At 38.2% G+C, this 18,055-nt stretch carries 17 protein-coding genes; all 17 read left to right on the forward strand.

Features of this window, described 5'->3' with window-relative positions; genetic code table 11:
• The first annotated feature begins 6 nt into the window (after positions 1–6).
• Positions 7–567 carry an NADH-quinone oxidoreductase subunit B gene (locus ACTJJF_RS19270; RefSeq protein WP_002983540.1) on the forward strand — a complete coding sequence of 187 codons (561 nt, stop codon included), beginning with the start codon at positions 7–9 and terminating at the stop codon, positions 565–567.
• Between the two features lie 6 nt (positions 568–573).
• A complete protein-coding gene (locus ACTJJF_RS19275) occupies positions 574–1,068 on the forward strand; it encodes an NADH-quinone oxidoreductase subunit C (RefSeq protein WP_312301903.1) in 495 nt (164 codons plus the stop codon).
• A gap of 76 nt (positions 1,069–1,144) precedes the next feature.
• Entirely contained in the window at positions 1,145–2,368 is a 1,224-nt protein-coding gene (gene nuoD / locus ACTJJF_RS19280) for an NADH dehydrogenase (quinone) subunit D (protein WP_034693431.1), read from the forward strand.
• Positions 2,369–2,473: 105 nt separating this feature from the next.
• Positions 2,474–2,983, forward strand: a complete 510-nt coding sequence (locus ACTJJF_RS19285; RefSeq protein ID WP_123945414.1) for an NADH-quinone oxidoreductase subunit NuoE family protein — start codon at positions 2,474–2,476, stop codon at positions 2,981–2,983.
• Positions 2,984–3,060: 77 nt separating this feature from the next.
• A complete protein-coding gene (gene nuoF, locus ACTJJF_RS19290; protein ID WP_027373522.1) occupies positions 3,061–4,419 on the forward strand; it encodes an NADH-quinone oxidoreductase subunit NuoF in 1,359 nt (452 codons plus the stop codon).
• A 6-nt stretch (positions 4,420–4,425) separates the two neighbouring features.
• Complete coding sequence (locus ACTJJF_RS19295) at positions 4,426–5,337, forward strand: hypothetical protein (protein WP_440700703.1); 912 nt, start codon at positions 4,426–4,428, stop codon at positions 5,335–5,337.
• A 41-nt stretch (positions 5,338–5,378) separates the two neighbouring features.
• A complete protein-coding gene (locus tag ACTJJF_RS19300) occupies positions 5,379–6,377 on the forward strand; it encodes a 2Fe-2S iron-sulfur cluster-binding protein (protein WP_312301896.1) in 999 nt (332 codons plus the stop codon).
• 97 nt (positions 6,378–6,474) lie between these two features.
• On the forward strand, positions 6,475–7,539 hold the full coding sequence (nuoH, locus tag ACTJJF_RS19305; RefSeq protein ID WP_047428401.1) for an NADH-quinone oxidoreductase subunit NuoH: 1,065 nt from the start codon (positions 6,475–6,477) through the stop codon (positions 7,537–7,539).
• 124 nt (positions 7,540–7,663) lie between these two features.
• Positions 7,664–8,221: a NuoI/complex I 23 kDa subunit family protein gene (locus ACTJJF_RS19310; protein WP_034693420.1), complete on the forward strand. Its 558-nt coding sequence runs from the start codon at positions 7,664–7,666 to the stop codon at positions 8,219–8,221.
• Positions 8,221–8,718: an NADH-quinone oxidoreductase subunit J family protein gene (locus ACTJJF_RS19315; protein WP_312301892.1), complete on the forward strand. Its 498-nt coding sequence runs from the start codon at positions 8,221–8,223 to the stop codon at positions 8,716–8,718. The genes ACTJJF_RS19310 and ACTJJF_RS19315 overlap by 1 nt, the downstream gene beginning before the upstream one ends.
• Positions 8,719–8,722: 4 nt before the next feature.
• Positions 8,723–9,052 carry an NADH-quinone oxidoreductase subunit NuoK gene (gene nuoK, locus ACTJJF_RS19320; protein ID WP_065396642.1) on the forward strand — a complete coding sequence of 110 codons (330 nt, stop codon included), beginning with the start codon at positions 8,723–8,725 and terminating at the stop codon, positions 9,050–9,052.
• Between the two features lie 2 nt (positions 9,053–9,054).
• Complete coding sequence (gene nuoL / locus ACTJJF_RS19325; protein WP_312301889.1) at positions 9,055–10,968, forward strand: NADH-quinone oxidoreductase subunit L; 1,914 nt, start codon at positions 9,055–9,057, stop codon at positions 10,966–10,968.
• 2 nt (positions 10,969–10,970) lie between these two features.
• Positions 10,971–12,464, forward strand: a complete 1,494-nt coding sequence (locus ACTJJF_RS19330; protein WP_149388512.1) for a complex I subunit 4 family protein — start codon at positions 10,971–10,973, stop codon at positions 12,462–12,464.
• A 16-nt stretch (positions 12,465–12,480) separates the two neighbouring features.
• Positions 12,481–13,860 (forward strand): NADH-quinone oxidoreductase subunit N, encoded by a 1,380-nt coding sequence (locus tag ACTJJF_RS19335; RefSeq protein ID WP_440700704.1) that lies wholly within the window; start codon positions 12,481–12,483, stop codon positions 13,858–13,860.
• A 147-nt stretch (positions 13,861–14,007) separates the two neighbouring features.
• Positions 14,008–15,084 carry a hypothetical protein gene (locus tag ACTJJF_RS19340; RefSeq protein ID WP_440700705.1) on the forward strand — a complete coding sequence of 359 codons (1,077 nt, stop codon included), beginning with the start codon at positions 14,008–14,010 and terminating at the stop codon, positions 15,082–15,084.
• A gap of 169 nt (positions 15,085–15,253) precedes the next feature.
• A complete protein-coding gene (locus tag ACTJJF_RS19345; protein WP_312301881.1) occupies positions 15,254–15,757 on the forward strand; it encodes a DUF4280 domain-containing protein in 504 nt (167 codons plus the stop codon).
• Between the two features lie 293 nt (positions 15,758–16,050).
• Entirely contained in the window at positions 16,051–18,051 is a 2,001-nt protein-coding gene (locus tag ACTJJF_RS19350; protein WP_440700706.1) for a hypothetical protein, read from the forward strand.
• Positions 18,052–18,055: the final 4 nt, after the last annotated feature.

Below are 18,055 nucleotides of genomic sequence, written 5' to 3' on the forward strand. Positions count from 1 at the left end.
AAGAAAATGTCAGATAAAAAACCAGTAATAAGAACAGATGCACCTGCTCCCGAAGGCTATGAAGGAGAAGGTTTTTTCGCAACAAAACTGAGCAGTGTAATCGGGATGGCAAGAAAGTTTTCACTTTGGCCGTTACCTTTTGCAACCTCTTGTTGTGGTATCGAGTTTATGGCTACCCTGAACCCTACTTATGATGCTTCAAGATTTGGTATGGAAAGAAACTCTTTCTCTCCAAGACAGGCAGATATGCTGATGGTTTGCGGAACTATATCAAAGAAATTAGGCCCAGTCCTGAAAGAAGTTTACACTCAGATGGCTGAGCCGAAATGGGTGGTAGCAGTTGGAGCTTGTGCTTCCAGCGGTGGTATTTTTGATACGTATTCTGTACTTCAGGGAATTGATAAAATTATTCCGGTAGACGTTTATGTTCCGGGATGTCCTCCAAGACCTGAACAGATCATTGAAGGTGTAATGCAGGTACAGGCTCTTGCTGAAAGCGAAAGCATCAGAAGAAGAGATATGCCTGAATATCAGAAATTATTAGATTCTTACAACATAAGCAACTAAACGGAAATGACAAACGAATTTGTATTAGAAGCCATCACAAGAGAATTTCCGGATTCTGTCATTTCAAGCTCAGAACCTTATGGAATGCTGACGATTGAAGTGAAGAAAGAAGATATTAAGAAAATCATTCATTATCTGAAAGATTCATCTCTGGAAATCAACTTCCTTACTGATGTCTGCGGAATTCACTACCCTGAGTTCCCGGAAAAAGAAATAGGAGTTGTGTATCATTTGCATAATATGATGGCCAATTTCAGATTACGTCTGAAAATCTTTATGTCCAGAGAAAATATTGAAGTAGACTCTCTTGTAGAGTTATATGCAGGAGCGAACTGGATGGAAAGAGAAACGTATGATTTCTATGGGATTAAATTTAAAGGACACCCGGATCTGAGACCTATTTTGAATATGGAAGATCTTGGATACCACCCAATGTTGAAGGAATATCGCCTTGAAGACGGTACAAGAACCGACAAGAACGATAGCATGTTCGGAAGATAAAAATATAATGCAATAAGCAGTAAGCAGCAAGCAATAAGCTTAAAGCCTAGAGCCTATAGCCTAAAGCATTTAAATTATGAAAGATAACTCATTATCTAATATACTAAACCAGTACGAAAGTAAGGAACAGATTGACGGACAATTATATACCCTGAATCTGGGACCTACCCACCCTGCTACCCACGGGATTTTCCAGAATATCTTAACGATGGACGGAGAAAGAATCCTTCACGCAGAGCAAACAGTAGGATATATCCACAGAGCATTTGAGAAAATTTCTGAAAGAAGAAACTATTCTCAGATCACTACCCTTACAGACCGTATGAATTACTGTTCTGCACCCATCAATAACTTAGGTTGGCACATGACAGTAGAGAAGCTGATTGGCGTGGAAGTTCCAAAACGTGTAGATTATATGCGTGTGATCCTGATGGAACTAGCCAGAATCGGTGACCACCTGATCTGTAACGGGGTAACCGGCATGGACTCAGGAGCCATTACAGGTCTTACTTATATGTTCATCGAAAGAGAACGTATTTATGATATGTATGAGCAGATCTGCGGAGCCAGAATGACCACCAATATGGGAAGAATCGGAGGTTTTGAAAGAGATTTCACACCTAAGTTTCATGAGTTGTTGAAAGATTTCCTGAAAACTTTCCCACCAAGATTCAAAGAATTCTGTACCCTATTAGAAAGAAACAGAATTTTCATGGACAGAACCATCGGTACAGGAGCTATTTCTGCAGAAAGAGCATTAAGCTACGGTTTCACAGGTCCAAACTTACGTGCAGCAGGGGTAGATTATGATGTAAGAGTTGCACAGCCTTATTCCTCATATGAAGATTTCGACTTCATTATTCCTGTAGGGACTTCAGGAGATACTTACGACCGTTTCATGGTTCGTCAACAGGAAATCTGGGAATCTATCAAAATTATCAAACAAGCATACGAAAATCTTCCGGAAGGACCATTCCACGCGGATGTTCCTGACTTCTATCTTCCTGAAAAGGCAGATGTATATCAGAAAATGGAAGCATTGATCTACCATTTCAAAATTGTAATGGGAGAAACTGATGTACCGAAAGGAGAAGTTTACCATGCTGTAGAAGGTGGAAACGGAGAATTAGGTTTCTATCTTGTGAGTGACGGAGGAAGAAGCCCTTACAGACTTCACTTCAGAAGACCATGCTTCATCTACTATCAGGCCTACCCTGAAATGATTACAGGTTCTGTCATTTCAGATGCCATTGTAACGATGTGTAGTATGAACATTATTGCGGGAGAATTAGACGCATAAAAAATAAGATGTCAGGCATCAGATTTCAGATGTTGGACACTTAGCTTTATATATAAATTTAAAATCTGATGTCTGAAATCTGGCATCTGAAATCTTAGATAAAAAATGAGCGAAACAATAGCTTTTAAACCGGAAAGTTTAGCACAGGTACACAAAATTATCGCAAGATATCCTGAAGGAAGACAGAAATCTGCTCTTCTTCCTGTACTTCACCTGGCACAGAAAGAATTCGGAGGATGGTTAGATGTTCCTGTGATGGATTATGTTGCCGGACTATTAAGTATCCAACCGATCGAAGTATATGAAGTGGCTACTTTCTATACCATGTTCAATATGAAGCCGGTAGGTAAATATGTATTGGAAGTTTGCAGAACAGGACCTTGTATGGTATGTGGAAGCGAAAAAATTCTGGATCATATCAGAACCAAACTGAACATTAAAGACGGAGAGACTACTGAAGACGGCATGTTCACTTTAAAGCCTGCTGAATGTCTTGGAGCATGTGGATATGCACCAATGATGCAGCTTGGAAAGTTCTTTCATGAAAATTTAACGATAGAAAAAGTAGACGAAATCCTTGATCTTTGCAGACAGGGACAACTTGCTTTAGACTAAATAAATTTTAACACATTAAAATAGCCATAAGCTAAAAGCCATAAGCCAATAGCTGAACGCTAAAAGCATAATAAACAATGAGTAAAAAACTTTTACTTAAAGACGCACATATAGAAGGTATCCGCTACTTTGAAACCTACCGTAAGCAGGGAGGCTACACAGCAGCTGAAAAAGCCTTGAAAATGACTCCTGACGAAATTCTTGAAGAAGTAAAAACTTCAGGATTAAGAGGTCGTGGTGGAGCTGGATTCCCAACAGGAATGAAATGGAGCTTTTTAGCAAAGCCTGAAGGCGTTCCAAGACACCTTGTTGTGAATGCGGATGAATCTGAGCCTGGAACATTCAAGGACAGATATCTTATGGAATTCCTTCCTCACTTATTGATTGAAGGAATGCTGATTTCTTCTTACTGTTTAGGTTCCAATACTTCTTATATCTACATCCGTGGAGAATATTCTTGGATTCCGGATATCCTTGAAGAAGCTATTGAAGAGGCCAAAGCAGCAGGGTTTTTAGGTAAAAATATTTTAGGAACAGGTTTCGATCTTGAAATCTATGTACAGAGAGGTGGTGGAGCATATATCTGCGGTGAAGAAACTGCATTGCTTGAATCCCTTGAAGGAAAAAGAGGTAACCCAAGATTAAAACCACCATTCCCGGCTGTAAAAGGTCTATGGGAAAGACCAACGGTGGTAAACAACGTTGAATCTATTGCGGCAATTGTTCCGATCATTGACATTACTGGTGCTGAATATGCTAAAATTGGTGTTGGAAGATCTACAGGAACGAAATTGATTTCTGCTTGTGGAAACATCAACAAACCTGGGGTATACGAAATCGATATGACGATCACTGTAGAAGAATTCATCTACTCTGATGAATATTGCGGTGGTATCAAAGATGGTAAAAGATTAAAGGCTTGTATTCCTGGAGGAAGTTCTGTTCCGATTGTTCCTGCAAATTTATTGTTGAGAACCGTGAACGGAGAGCCAAGATATATGAACTATGAATCATTGGCAGATGGTGGTTTTGCTACCGGAACCATGATGGGTTCAGGAGGTTTCATCGTTTTGGATGAAGACCAGTGTATTGTAGATCACACCATGACATTGGCAAGATTCTACAACCACGAAAGTTGCGGACAATGTACGCCTTGCCGTGAAGGAACGGGATGGATGTACAAGATTTTAAAGAAAATCGAGAAAGGAGAAGGAAAAATGGAAGATATCGATCTGCTTTGGGATATCCAGAGAAAAATCGAAGGAAATACGATTTGTCCGTTGGGTGATGCAGCAGCTTGGCCGGTTGCAGCAGCAATCCGTCACTTCAGAGATGAATTTGAGTGGCACGTGAAAAACCCTGAGTTATCTCAGACTCAAAATTATGGATTGGCACATTATGCAGATCCTATTCCGGCTGTTGAAAAGAATGCATAGGTTGAAATGAAAAGATTATTGGTTGTCGGCTTAATGATGTCGAATTTTGTATTTGCACAGAATAAAAAAACTGATACTGCAAATTATAACAGATCCGTTGAAGAGGACCTGGCATATGTAAGTAATGAAAAGCAGAATATTAAAGCTGCAAGAAAGGAAAAACCTCTGCCACTAAGCAAAAAAGGTCAGGTTTTCGTATTCTACGGTTGGAACAGAGCTGCTTATAGTAATTCTGATATCCATTTTACCGGTAACGGGTACGATTTTCAGTTGAATAATGTAACCGCACAGGATAGACCTACAAAATTTGGAATCGTTTATTTCGATCCAAGCTGGTTTACGGTAACGCAGTATAATTTCAGAATAGGATATTTTATTAAGGATAATTTAGCCCTTGTTCTTGGAATTGACCATATGAAATATGTGATGGATCAGAACCAGACCGTTAATTTCAAAGGCCATATTTCAGATCCTGAATATGCCGCAATGGTACAAAACGGGCAGGTGAATCTTGCAGATCAGAAGTTCCTTACTTTCGAACATACAGACGGACTTAATTATGAAAACTTAGGTCTTGAGAAATACAAAAATCTTGTTCATAAGAAAAATATAGATTTAGTATGGTCTTATGGAGCCGGAATCGGATTTATGTTTCCGAAAAGTAATGTAAAACTTTTTGGTAATGAAAGAAGTGACCGTTTTCACGTTGCAGGAATGGGAACCGATATCAGATCCAGTCTTAACTTAGTATTCTGGAAAAACTGGATGCTGAGATTAGAAGGAAAAGCAGGATATATCAATATGTGGGACATTAAAACCACATTGAATAATAAACCGGACAAAGCACGTCAGGATTTTGTTTTCGGACAGGTTCTGGGAGGAATTGGATATACATTTAATACAAAGAAATATAAATAACAAAGCCTATTGCTTAACGCATAAAGCTTAAAGCATATCATATGAGCGAAGAAGTTAAAAAATTCAAAATAACTATAGACGGACAGACTACTGAAGTTTTGCCTGGTACTTCTATTCTGGAAGCTGCAAGACAAATCGGTGGTAAATCTGTACCTCCTGCAATGTGCTACTACAGCAAGTTGGAAACCAGTGGAGGAAGATGTAGAACTTGTCTGGTAGAAGTTTCTAAAGGATCTGAAGCAGACCCACGTCCTATGCCAAAATTAGTAGCAAGCTGCAGAACTAATGTAATGGACGGGATGGAAGTAAAAAATCTTACTTCTGAGAAAGCTCAGGAAGGAAGAAAAGCGGTTACCGAATTCCTATTGGTAAACCATCCGCTGGACTGCCCTATCTGCGACCAGGCAGGAGAATGTCATCTTCAGGACTTAGGATATGAACATGGTGTGGAAAATACAAGAACAGAATTCGAAAGAAATACTTACGAAGCTGATGATCTTGGACCGAACATCAAATTAAATATGAATCGTTGTATTCTTTGCGCAAGATGTGTACTGACCGCTAACCAGCTTACAGAAACAAGAGAACACGGTATCCTTTTCAGAGGAGATCACGCTGAAATTTCAACGTATTTAAATAAAGCTTTAGACAATGACTTCATCGGAAACGTTATCGACGTTTGTCCTGTAGGAGCATTAACAGACAGAACAGCCCGTTTCGCAAGCAGAGTTTGGTTTACAAAGCCAATGAACGCAACTTGTAAATGTGATAAATGTTCCGGGAAAGCCTTAGTCTGGATGAAAGGAGACGAAATTGTAAGAGTAACTGCAAGAAAAGACCAGTGGGGTGAAGTAGAAGAATTCATCTGCGATACATGCCGTTTCGAAAGAAAAGCTTTATCAGACTGGAATATCGAAGGTCCTAGACATATCGACAGACATTCTGTAATTTCATTGAACCACTACGAAAAGCCTAAAGATGAGCTAAGAGTTTTAGACAATCCGATGGCTAAAGAAATCAGTGAAAAAGACGAAAAATAATTTTAATTAAAGACAATTAGATTTCAGACGCAAGACATCAGACCTTATCTCATATCTAGTATCTGACATCTCACATCTAAAAATCTTTACAACAAAAATGGATTTACTTACATTTAAACTTATACTTGTACTAGCACTTTTCCTGCTATCGTTGACGATTGCAGCCTACTCTACCTGGGCAGAAAGAAAAGTTGCCTCTATCATGCAGGATAGAATTGGTCCTAACAGAGCCGGACCTTTCGGATTACTGCAGCCTCTTGCTGACGGTGGAAAATTCTTCTTTAAAGAAGACTTTACGCCTGCCAATGCAGAAAGATTCCTTTTCGTATTGGGTCCAGCTTTGGTAATGTTTATTTCATTGATTACAGGAGCTGTGATTCCTTGGGGTAAAAGTTTAAATATTGCAGGTACTTCTTTTGATCTTCAGGTAGCAAACATCGATGTTGGTGTACTTTTCATCATCGGAATGGCTTCCATTGGGGTTTACGGAATTATGATCGGAGGTTGGGCTTCGAACAACAAATATTCATTACTAGGTGCTATCCGTGCTTCTTCTCAGATGATTTCTTATGAATTGGCGATGGGATTAGCACTTCTTTCTATCATTATGATGTCTGGAAGTCTGGATTTAAAAGAAATTACTGAAAGTCAGACTACCGGAAAATTATGGGGCGTTATTCCTTGGGTTTCAGGATTGAACTGGAATATTTTCTACCAGCCGATCGCATTCCTTGTTTTCTTTGTAGCTGCTTTGGCAGAAACCAACAGACACCCGTTTGATTTACCTGAGTGTGAATCTGAATTGGTAACAGGATATTCTACAGAATATTCTTCAATGAAATTAGGTTTATATATGTTCGGGGAATACGTGAACATGTTTATTTCCAATGCTTTTATGGTAGTGCTTTTCTTTGGAGGTTATAACTATCCTGGTATTGAATGGGTAACTCAAAACTGGGGTGAAAATGCTGCTGGAATCTTGAGTATTGTAGCATTCCTTACGAAAACAGTAATTGGAATTCTGATCTTTATGTGGATCAGATGGACACTTCCAAGATTCAGATACGACCAGTTAATGCACTTAGGATGGAAAACATTAATCCCAATGGCATTGGTAAACCTATTAATTACAGGAGCTGTAATTTTAGCGTTTGGAAATTAAATTATCTAAACCTAACAGGTTTTAAAAACCTGTTAGGTTTGTGTGAATATTGAATATTAAAAATTAAGATAACAGACAAGATTAGTCTAAAATCTGGTGTCTAACATCTAATATCTATAATTAAATGAAACTTACAAACAGATCAAAAGTTGTTTCCAACAAAGAAATGACCCTTGCTGAAAAAATCTACCTTCCTGCTATCTTTACAGGAATGGGGATTACATTTAAGCATGCTGTAAGAACCGTGATAAAGGGTGCTCCCGCAGTATATTCGTATCCGGAAGTACAGAAACCAAGAACCACTATCTGGAGAGGTCAGCACGTTTTGAAAAGAGACGAAGAAGGCAGAGAAAGATGTACAGCTTGTGGACTTTGTGCGGTAGCTTGTCCTGCAGAAGCCATTACGATGACTGCTGCTGAAAGAACTAAAGAGGAAAGAGGTCTTTACAGAGAAGAGAAATACGCTTCAGTATATGAAATCAATATGCTAAGATGTATTTTCTGTGGTATGTGTGAAGAAGCTTGTCCTAAATCTGCGATCTATCTTACCGACAGGTTGGTAGACGTGGAAACCAACAGAGGTTCTTTCATTTACGGAAAAGATAAACTAGTTGAAAAAATAAATGAAAGGATTGATATCACGACAAGACAATCCGAGAAACAAAAAAATGCGGTAAAATAATGGATCAGTTTTTATTTTTCTTGGTGGCGTTTTTAGCAGTAGCAAGTGCAGTTTACTTTGTATTTGCAAAAAATCCTTTATATGCTATTTTGTCATTAATTGTTACGATGTTTTCAATTGCCGGAATGTATATTCTTTTGAATGCTCAATTCTTAGCAATCATCCAGATTATAGTGTACGCAGGTGCTATCATGGTACTTTTCCTTTATATCTTAATGATGCTTAACCTTAATAAGCAAGACGAAAGTAAGAAGAACAATACTTTAAAATTTGTTGGAGTTTTTACTGCAGGTCTTCTTTTGGTAGGTGTATTAGGAGTTTTCAGAGGAGTAAAAGACAATCACATTGTTGTTGAAAATGTAGACAGAGGTGTAGGTCTTACCAAAAATCTGGGTAGGCTTTTGTTTAATGAATATGTTTTACCGTTTGAGCTTGCTTCTATCCTGATTTTAGCAGGTATTGTAGGTGCGGTATTAATCGGTAAAAAAGATTTATAAAATTATGGGAGAAGTAAATACATTTATACAAAGCATCCCTTTGGACTACTTCATCATCCTTTGTTCAGTATTGTTCTGTTTAGGGGTAATGGGAGTATTGCTTAGAAAAAATGCTATTGTGATTCTGGGCTGTGTAGAGCTTATGCTGAATTCTGTAAACCTTTTATTGGCAGCTTTTTCAGCGTATAAAGGCAACGGCGACGGACAACTTTTAGTTTTCTTCATTATGGTGGTAGCAGCGGCTGAAGTAGCAGTAGGTCTGGCAATTATTGCGATGCTGTATAGAAACACCCGTTCTGTAGATGTGAGTATATTTAATAAATTAAGAGGATAAGAATGGAGAATCTAGTATATGCAATAGTACTTTTACCACTTTTAGGGTTTCTTATTAACGGTTTATTCGGAAAAAATCTTCCAAAAATAGTAGTTGGTTCTTTGGCAACTGCAATGGTTTTCGGATCATTCTGTATTGCTGTAAGTCTTTTCATGAATTTCAATTCTGAAAGCCAGCCTGTAATCGTAAAAGCTTTTGAATGGTTTAGAGTAAACGGAGTTCAAATCAATTTTGGATTCCAGATTGATCAGCTTTCTTTAATGATGGTGATGATCATTACGGGTATCGGTTCACTGATCCACTTATACTCTATCGGATATATGAGTCATGATAAAGGATTCTATAAGTTCTTTACTTACCTGAATCTTTTCATCTTCTCGATGTTACTTTTAGTAATGGGAAGCAACTACCTTATCTTATTCATCGGATGGGAAGGTGTAGGTCTTTGTTCTTACCTGTTGATCGGATTCTGGTACACTAATGAAGAATACGGTAAAGCGGCAAGAAAAGCTTTCATCATGAACAGAATTGGTGACCTTGCGTTATTGATTGGTATCTTCATGATTGCTTCTCAAACCAATGCTGTAGATTATCTTTCTGTAGCAGAAAACGCTTCAAAATTTGAATTAGACGGAACAGTGATTATCTTTATCACAGCAAGTTTATTCATCGGTGCTACCGGTAAATCGGCTCAGGTTCCATTATATACATGGTTACCGGATGCGATGGCGGGACCAACTCCTGTATCAGCGTTGATCCACGCGGCAACGATGGTAACTGCAGGGATCTATTTGGTAGTAAGATCTAACTTCTTATTTACTTTAGCCCCTACAGTACAGGGAGGAATTTTATTCATCGGATTCTTAACGGCTGCTTTGGCAGGATTCTATGCGCTACGTCAGAACGACATCAAAAAAGTATTGGCATACTCTACAGTTTCACAGCTTGGATTTATGTTCATTGCTTTAGGTCTTGGAGCATATACAACAGCAATGTTCCACGTAATGACACACGCATTCTTTAAAGCTTTATTATTCTTAGGAGCAGGTTCTGTAATCCACGCGATGAGCAACGAACAGGATATGCGTTTCATGGGAGGTCTTAAAAAATATATTCCTCTTACGCACGCTACATTCCTAATCGGAACATTAGCCATCTCAGGTTTCCCTTTATTATCAGGGATGATCTCTAAAGACGAAATTTTAGTAGCAGCTTTCGCTAAAAACCCTGTTTACTGGGTAATCTTATTTGTTTTAGCGGCAATGACTGCAACGTATATGTTCAGACTATACTACCTGACATTCCACGGAGAATTCAGAGGTACAGAAGAACAAAAACACCACTTACATGAAAGCCCGTCTAATATGACATTACCATTGATCGTATTGGCTATTCTTTCTGTAATCGGAGGTTTTATCAACCTGCCACACTTCATCGGTCACGGCCACTATGCTAAACTGATGGAATGGTTAAAGCCGGTTCTTACAGAACAAAGCTACAGCCAGATGGAAGCTACTCTTTCAGGAGTACCTTTCAATACTGAAATGATCTTATTAGCAGCTACAGTATTAATGTTCTTCACTGTATGGTTCATCGTTAGAAATACTTATGTAAGTAAGAAAAAGATGGCTGTTGCAGAGGAAAACTATACCGGATGGGAAAAGCTTTCTGCTAAGAAATTATACGTTGACGAACTTTACAACGCATTGATTGTAAAAACTGTTGAAGGATTAGGACGCGGAGGAAAAATGTTTGATAAGGGTATCTTAGACCGTTTTGTAAACTTTGTAGGTGATGGTGCTGAAGACAGCGGAAAAGCTATGAAGCGTGTACAGAACGGAAATGTAGAGACATATATCCTTATCATGTCTTTAGCGGTGGGAATTATATTAATTGTTAACTTTTTATTACAATAATAATGTCTTGTTTGTTATTAACATTATTACTATTACCTCTAGTAGGTTCGGGATTAGTTTTTGCATGGAAGAGTAATTCCAGCAAATATTTGGCGCTTGGAATTGCATTGGTACAAATGCTTCTTACATTTTATATACTTTCGGATTTTGATTTTACTCCGACGGTGGATAGTGTATTGCAGCATGAGATCAATTACCCTTGGTCACAATTTATGAAGAGCTCTCTTCACTTCGGTATCGATGGGATGAGCATGCTTCTTTTATTATTGACCAACATTCTGGCTCCAATCATTATTTTATCATCTTTCAATGAAAATGTAAACTACAGAAATACATTCTACGGGCTGATTCTGTTGATGCAGTTTGGTCTTGTAGGAGTGTTCACTTCTTTAGACGGATTGTTATTCTACATTTTCTGGGAAGTAACTTTGATTCCCATTTGGTTCATTGCCGGACTTTGGGGACAAGAGAATAAAAGGTTCGAGTTCACTACGAAATTCTTCGTATATACATTCGTTGGATCATTATTTATGTTAGCCGGATTGATCTATGTGTACAACCACTCTGCATCATTCGCTTTAACAGATTTATATAATGCTCAGCTGAATGAAGTACAGCAGACTGTGGTATTCTGGTTTATTTTCTTTGCATTTGCAGTGAAATTACCGGTATTCCCTTTCCATACCTGGCAGCCTGACACCTATACCTACTCTCCTACTCAGGGATCCATGTTATTATCAGGGATCATGCTGAAGATGGCAGTATATGGTGTAATGCGTTATTTACTTCCAATCACTCCACTTCCGATTGCCGGAATTTCCGGACAGATCGTAATCATTCTTGCTATTGTAGGAATTGTTCACGGTGCGTTGATCGCTATTATCCAAACGGATATGAAGAGAATCATTGCGTATTCTTCTTTCTCTCACGTAGGATTGATGGTAGCAGGGATCTTTGCTTCTGCAGTAGTTACTTTAAGAGGAACTTTCAATGTAGAAGGTGCTGAAGGAGCTTTGGTACAGACATTTGCTCACGGTATCAACGTAGTAGGTTTATTCTACTGTTGTGATATTTTATATAAGAGATTTAAATCAAGAGACATCAGACAAATGGGTGGTTTAGCTAAAGTAGCTCCTAAGTTTGCGGTGTTATTCCTGATCATTATATTAGGTTCAATGGGAGTTCCATTAACCAATGGATTCATCGGGGAATTTATTTTGTTGAAATCTGTTTATGATTTTAACGGAACAGCAGCAGTAATTGCTGGTCTTACGGTAATTCTTTGTGCGGTGTATTTATTGAGATTCTACGGAAAAGCAATGTTTGGAGAAGGAGATGAAGCCGTTTTAAGTACAGCAAAAGATTTATCAGGAGTAGAATTTTCTGTATTGGCAAGTTTAGCGGTTTTTGTGATTTTACTAGGTATTTTTCCACAACCGGTAATCGACATGGTGAGTAGTTCGGTGAAGTTTATCTACCAATCAATGGTAAGTTAATTTGATATTTTAAGAAATGAGTGTTTTAATTATTGTTTTCCTAACGGCAGTTATTGCGTTATTTTCAGGAGTTTTTGAACAAGGAAAATTCGCAAGATACATTGGGATTTTGGGATTAATCATCGCATTGTACGTAAGTTTTATGCCGGAATGTTCGTTCTTCGACCATTACAAGCATATGTATGAATACAGTGCCAATACTGCATTATTCACTAAAATATCAATCGTAACAACTTTATTGTTATTCTTCCTGGGAGGTTTTGCTTTCAGCAATCACAGAAGCCACCAGTCGGAATTATACGCTTTGATGCTGTTTGCATTATGTGGAGGGATTGTTCTTTTCGGATACCAGAACCTGGTAACAATGTTCTTAGGTGTTGAAATTCTTTCCATTCCGTTATATGTAATGGCCGGAGCTAACAAAACTGATCTTAGATCTAATGAAGCTTCTATTAAATATTTCCTTATGGGTGCATTCGCAACAGGTTTCTTACTGTTTGGGATTGCATTCATCTACGGAAGTGCAGGAAGTTTTGATCTTTATAAAATTCATGATTTTGGAGTAGCAAATGCTGGAAATGTAATGTTCATCTTAGGAGTATTATTGATCCTTTGTGCACTGGCATTTAAAGTAGCATTAGCTCCTTTCCATATGTGGAGTCCTGATGTATATGCGGGTTCTCCTTCATTAATCACAGCTTTCATGGCGAGTGTGGTAAAGATCTCTGGATTCTTTGCTTTATTCAGACTGATGACGATCGGGTTTGCAGGAGTTACCCATGAGTGGATCAATGTTTTAGGAGTTTTCTTAATCATTACCTTACTTTTGGCCAACGTGATGGGTCTTGCCCAAACGAATGCAAAAAGAATGCTGGCTTACTCTTCAGTTTCCCATGCAGGATACATCGGATTGGTATTCTTCGGAATGACAAGCCTTTCTACATATAACCTGGCATTCTATTTATTTGCCTATGCTTTATCTACAGTAGGAGTTTTCATGTGTCTGATCTGGGTAGAGAAATTAAAGAGAGAAACTTCTTTCGGAGCCTTCAAAGGATTGGCAAAAACAGAACCTTTATTAGCAACAGCAGCAACGATCTCTATGCTTTCAATGGCAGGAGTTCCGTTAACAGCTGGTTTCATGGGGAAATTTGCTTTATTCTCCCAGGCAATGAATGGCGCTGCTTTCTTAGTATTGGTAGCTGTACTAGGTTCTGCCCTATCTATCGCTTACTATTTAAGACTGATTATTGCCATGTTCTTCTTTAAAGAATCAACATTCAAATCATCAGAGAAAGTAACCCTTACTTACAACATCATTGCAGTAGTTGTCATTGCAGCAATTATCATCCTGGGAATCTTCCCGGATCTGTTTGCAAGAGTATTCGGACTATAGAATCTATATTAAAAATATATTACAAAGACCTTTCAGAAATCTGAAAGGTCTTTTTTTTATGAGATTTTTTATAAATTACACCCCTGGAAAACTGATTCCGGTTCCTGAAACTATAATCATGACCTTTAATCATTAAACACCTATCACATGATCACCTACATGACACTTCCGGGCGATACTTTAGAAAAGATTGCTGCCGATCTGAAAGTAGAAAACCCCGCATACCTTAAAGAATTTCATAATACATACTGTGCCCTCCACAACAGGCTTGCCGAACCTGTGCAGCTGAAACCAGGAACTCTTCTCCATATTCCTTTCGGGAATGAGATTAATATCCTTAACCAAAAGATCAATGATAACGGAGACAGCTTATATTACCATCCTCCTCACGGCAAAATTGCTTACCCGATTTCTTTACTCGGCGGTATTTATACTGTAAGACAACAGAAGTATCAGGATGACAGCCAACAGGCAAGCTATCAATACCGGATGGAACTGAAGTATCTGAGGGCCGAAAAAGATGATCACTTCTTTTCATTGCAGATCTTCGGGTCCCGTAAAGACGGAGAGGAATCAGACAGTAAAATATCAAACCTCGCCAAAGCCTGTGCAGCCATCATGTTTCCTGTAGAGATTAGAGTAAACTCTGCAGCCAAACTTACTGATGTAAAATTCTATCATCCCGAATCAACCATTAAAAACGAGCTGGAAGCATTGAAAAGCTATTTCACTGACAATATTTCTGCATCTTATATTGATCAGCTGAAAAAAAAGGCGGTTGAGAAAGGGCATATTCTGGCAAGTATCAGCCATATGCTCCCTGTACAGTTTCTTTTTGGTGCTTTTTACAGGGCAAAATATGATGGATGGACAGATTCAGGAGTCTATCATGAATTTATCCCATGGCTGACCAATACTAATCCTATCCGTTTTGAGCTTTATAACCGGATTTTACCCAAACAAGAGCAAAATGAAGCCGATGAACCTCTGAAAATCATCCAAAGTGGTAAATCCTGCGATTACCGGAATCTCAGCCAACTTTATGATAAAAGCCATCTGTATCAGGAGCAGGCTTCTTTTAATGGCCGCTCTGTTTCCTGCAGTCATGAAGCTGAGTATATTTTTGACCGCACTGATCTGGTTATTCAGAAGATCACCGGAAGTTTTGAAATTCAGATTGGCGATGTTATTGAAAAAGATGTTTTTATGATGGAAAAAGGATGAGAAAAATGGGCTGGAAAACGGAAGCTGGAAGTTATTATTAAAAGGTCTTAATTTATTTAAAAAACTGATACCACATTTTAAACTTCTGATACTATGAAAAATAAAAATGGAGTATACTGAATTCAGGTTAATTTAGTATCTTTGAAACAACACCAAAAAAACGCAAAATATGTCCGGATCCGCATCACCACATGACGGAAAACATCTCGTCATACAAAAAGGAAAAGCCCAATGTAATCAGGGCGATCTGTTTCCGCAATTTAAAGTAACTTCTCATCAGAAACATTATTGGAATAATGAAGAGGGGCAGGCTGATTATCTGGCTGTCACCGAAGATGATCTTCAGTTTAATCCACAAGGACCGAGCTTCGGAAAATGCAAACTGAAACCAACCCCGGGCGGATACCTGCCCTGTGCCTACGCCCCTTCCGGAAAATGGCAGAAAACCTATGAAAAAATAAAGGTAATGGGTAAAAGTTGTGTTACTGAAATTTCAGAACTCATGTGCTCTACAGGCGGAAAAATCACAATCATGGAGCATGGGCAGACTGCAGCAATGAGTAAGCAGAATGTAAAAAGTGCAGATCCTCAGGAACAGCATCATATCAATCCTTTTGTAGACTTCAAAGAGTTTCAGAAAGAAACAGAAGGTGATGAAGTGGATGCCTATTAACCTAAAACTAAGCCACCATGTCAAAACAAGGAATTTATAAAATATCGGGAAATACAAAACCAAAAGTTGGTGAACAGGTTACCTATAAAATTGATGAATGGTATCCGGCCACCCCAGCAGCAAAAAGAAATCCTGCCCACGTTACCTGGCACCTGTTCAAAAAGGTGAATGGGAAATTTGTACCTACCAATATAAAGAAAGTTGGAGTAAGCAGTTTTACTTTCAACACCACAGCCTATAAAGATACTTTCAGAATAGAGGCTTATCTCCACAATCCGGAAGGAAGAGCTCCTATGGCCCTTGAGATACAGCCCCAGCCCAGCGACGTCCCAAAAATCAATAAAGTTGAATTAAAATATATAGATGATACCCCGGGAACAGTTTTCAGCTTTACCGAAAAACTCGTTGCAGAAGCAAGATGTATGAACCTGGAAGCCGAATATCTGTTGTTCACTCTTTGGGAAGATGATGCCAGAGGTTCAGGTCATAATGCTAAAAACCTTTTTATAGATAGCAAAAAAGTAAAAGTAAAAAACGGAACTGCCAGAGCTGAGTTTATGCTTACCAAAGCACTGATGAAAAAATCAATGGAAGGAGAGGCTGATCTCAAGCAACTGGAATTCTATGTAACCGTAGAATATTATGCCCATAAAAAACATGCAACTGATAATATAAATATTAACATCCCTCAGGAAATTTTACCTTCCGTTGAGTTACAAACTAAAACAGGGCCTTATCCACCGCTAAAAAAAGAAATCCCTAAAGAGCAACCCAAGAAAGAAGTCACTCCATCAGAACAAAAAGGCAAAAGTCAAAAAGAAGAAAAAGGTGTTAAAGCCCCCCAAAAAGAAGATATTATTGATAAAGATAAAAAAGTATTGGACTGGTCTGAAGCTAAAGGAAAAATAGATAATCAACAGACACCGACACCTCCTCCCCCACAGGACATAAGCCCTGCGCAGGTAAAAAATGTTCCTGTTTCTCCAAAAACAGAAACATGCATATGTAAAGAAAACCAATTTAATTGGGGGAATAAATTAACTTGTGAGGAAAGAAAAAAGGTATTGCAGGTTTGTGCTGAACTTTGGGGTGAACAAAATAAAAAAGAAAGAGCTAGTGAACTCATGTCTGTAATGCATCTTGAAACTAATAGAACTTTCAATCCTGCAGCAGACAATAATGCAGGTTATTCGGGATTAATACAATTTAGTGATGCTTCTGCAAAATCTGTTGGTTCAACAAGAACTGCATTGAAAAAAATGACTTTTGTAGAACAAATGGATTATGTAAAAAAATATTTTGAAAAGAAAAAAGATGCTCTTAAAACAATGACAGATCTCTATCTACTTGTTCTTAAACAAAATGCTGTAGGCCAAGGAGGTAATAAAGACTATATCTTATTTGATGAAAGTGTGTCTGTACCCAACGTTCCATATAATAAAGACAATTTAAGCAAAGAGCCTTGGGTCACAAAATATGGATATTCAAGTAATGCACCCTTTATGAGAGAGAAAGGTGAATGGGCACATAAAAGAATGTTTCAGTCTTATTCCAAGGGCTTAATTGAAAGAAGAGGTTTCGAAAACGGCAAAACTTATGTATGGGAAGTCACAGATAAACTTACAAAGGAACATTACAATCCTGGTAAAACAGAGCTTTTTAATGGTACTTGTGAAGATAAACCTAAAGAAAAAAAGAAATCAAATGGAAAATATCCTCCATGGGTAGACATTGCTATTGCTGAAGAAGCTAAAATAATACGTGAGTCAACACACTGCAGCTACATTATTAACACTTATCATGCCAGTACAGATAACGCTAAGATGTCAAGGTGTGGGTCAGAAAAAGATGCTACTAGAGCAAATTCCGCATGGTGTGGGGCATTTGTAGCTTATTGTTTAAAAACTTCAGGACATAAATATCAACCAGATCCTGGCGCTATCTGGCATGGCAAAGAAAATTTAGTAAAGAGGAAAAAAGGTGCACCTTATGAAACTGATGAAAAATGGGGAAAAAAATATACTGAAATGTACATTGGTGGTATTGTAGAATGGCATAATAATGGGCATACTACAATCATTGTAGGCATTGATAAAAGTAATAGCAAAAACTATATACTCTTAGGAGGCAACCAAGATAATGGTGTAAGATTCTGGACAGCCCCCAAAACAAAAGTTCATGCATACTGCATTTTTCCTACTGACTATACCGGGGATTTATTACCTTTAGAACCTATAGAACCTTCAGATCTTAGCCCGAAAGCTATAAAATATAGTGAAGGAAATACAGCTTAAAATT

The organism is Chryseobacterium sp. 22458 (assembly GCF_052044975.1).
Lineage (GTDB): Bacteria > Bacteroidota > Bacteroidia > Flavobacteriales > Weeksellaceae > Chryseobacterium.

Coding starts and splice junctions, on each gene's coding strand:
- ACTJJF_RS19345 (WP_312301881.1), top strand. CDS start 15,254: ATGTCCGGATCCGCATCACCACATGACGGAAAACATCTCGTCATACAA.
- ACTJJF_RS19350 (WP_440700706.1), top strand. CDS start 16,051: ATGGCCCTTGAGATACAGCCCCAGCCCAGCGACGTCCCAAAAATCAAT.
- ACTJJF_RS19310 (WP_034693420.1), top strand. CDS start 7,664: ATGAAACTTACAAACAGATCAAAAGTTGTTTCCAACAAAGAAATGACC.
- ACTJJF_RS19335 (WP_440700704.1), top strand. CDS start 12,481: ATGAGTGTTTTAATTATTGTTTTCCTAACGGCAGTTATTGCGTTATTT.
- ACTJJF_RS19340 (WP_440700705.1), top strand. CDS start 14,008: ATGATCACCTACATGACACTTCCGGGCGATACTTTAGAAAAGATTGCT.
- ACTJJF_RS19315 (WP_312301892.1), top strand. CDS start 8,221: ATGGATCAGTTTTTATTTTTCTTGGTGGCGTTTTTAGCAGTAGCAAGT.
- nuoK (WP_065396642.1), top strand. CDS start 8,723: ATGGGAGAAGTAAATACATTTATACAAAGCATCCCTTTGGACTACTTC.
- ACTJJF_RS19270 (WP_002983540.1), top strand. CDS start 7: ATGTCAGATAAAAAACCAGTAATAAGAACAGATGCACCTGCTCCCGAA.
- ACTJJF_RS19285 (WP_123945414.1), top strand. CDS start 2,474: ATGAGCGAAACAATAGCTTTTAAACCGGAAAGTTTAGCACAGGTACAC.
- ACTJJF_RS19275 (WP_312301903.1), top strand. CDS start 574: ATGACAAACGAATTTGTATTAGAAGCCATCACAAGAGAATTTCCGGAT.
- nuoF (WP_027373522.1), top strand. CDS start 3,061: ATGAGTAAAAAACTTTTACTTAAAGACGCACATATAGAAGGTATCCGC.
- nuoL (WP_312301889.1), top strand. CDS start 9,055: ATGGAGAATCTAGTATATGCAATAGTACTTTTACCACTTTTAGGGTTT.
- ACTJJF_RS19330 (WP_149388512.1), top strand. CDS start 10,971: ATGTCTTGTTTGTTATTAACATTATTACTATTACCTCTAGTAGGTTCG.
- nuoD (WP_034693431.1), top strand. CDS start 1,145: ATGAAAGATAACTCATTATCTAATATACTAAACCAGTACGAAAGTAAG.
- ACTJJF_RS19295 (WP_440700703.1), top strand. CDS start 4,426: ATGAAAAGATTATTGGTTGTCGGCTTAATGATGTCGAATTTTGTATTT.
- ACTJJF_RS19300 (WP_312301896.1), top strand. CDS start 5,379: ATGAGCGAAGAAGTTAAAAAATTCAAAATAACTATAGACGGACAGACT.
- nuoH (WP_047428401.1), top strand. CDS start 6,475: ATGGATTTACTTACATTTAAACTTATACTTGTACTAGCACTTTTCCTG.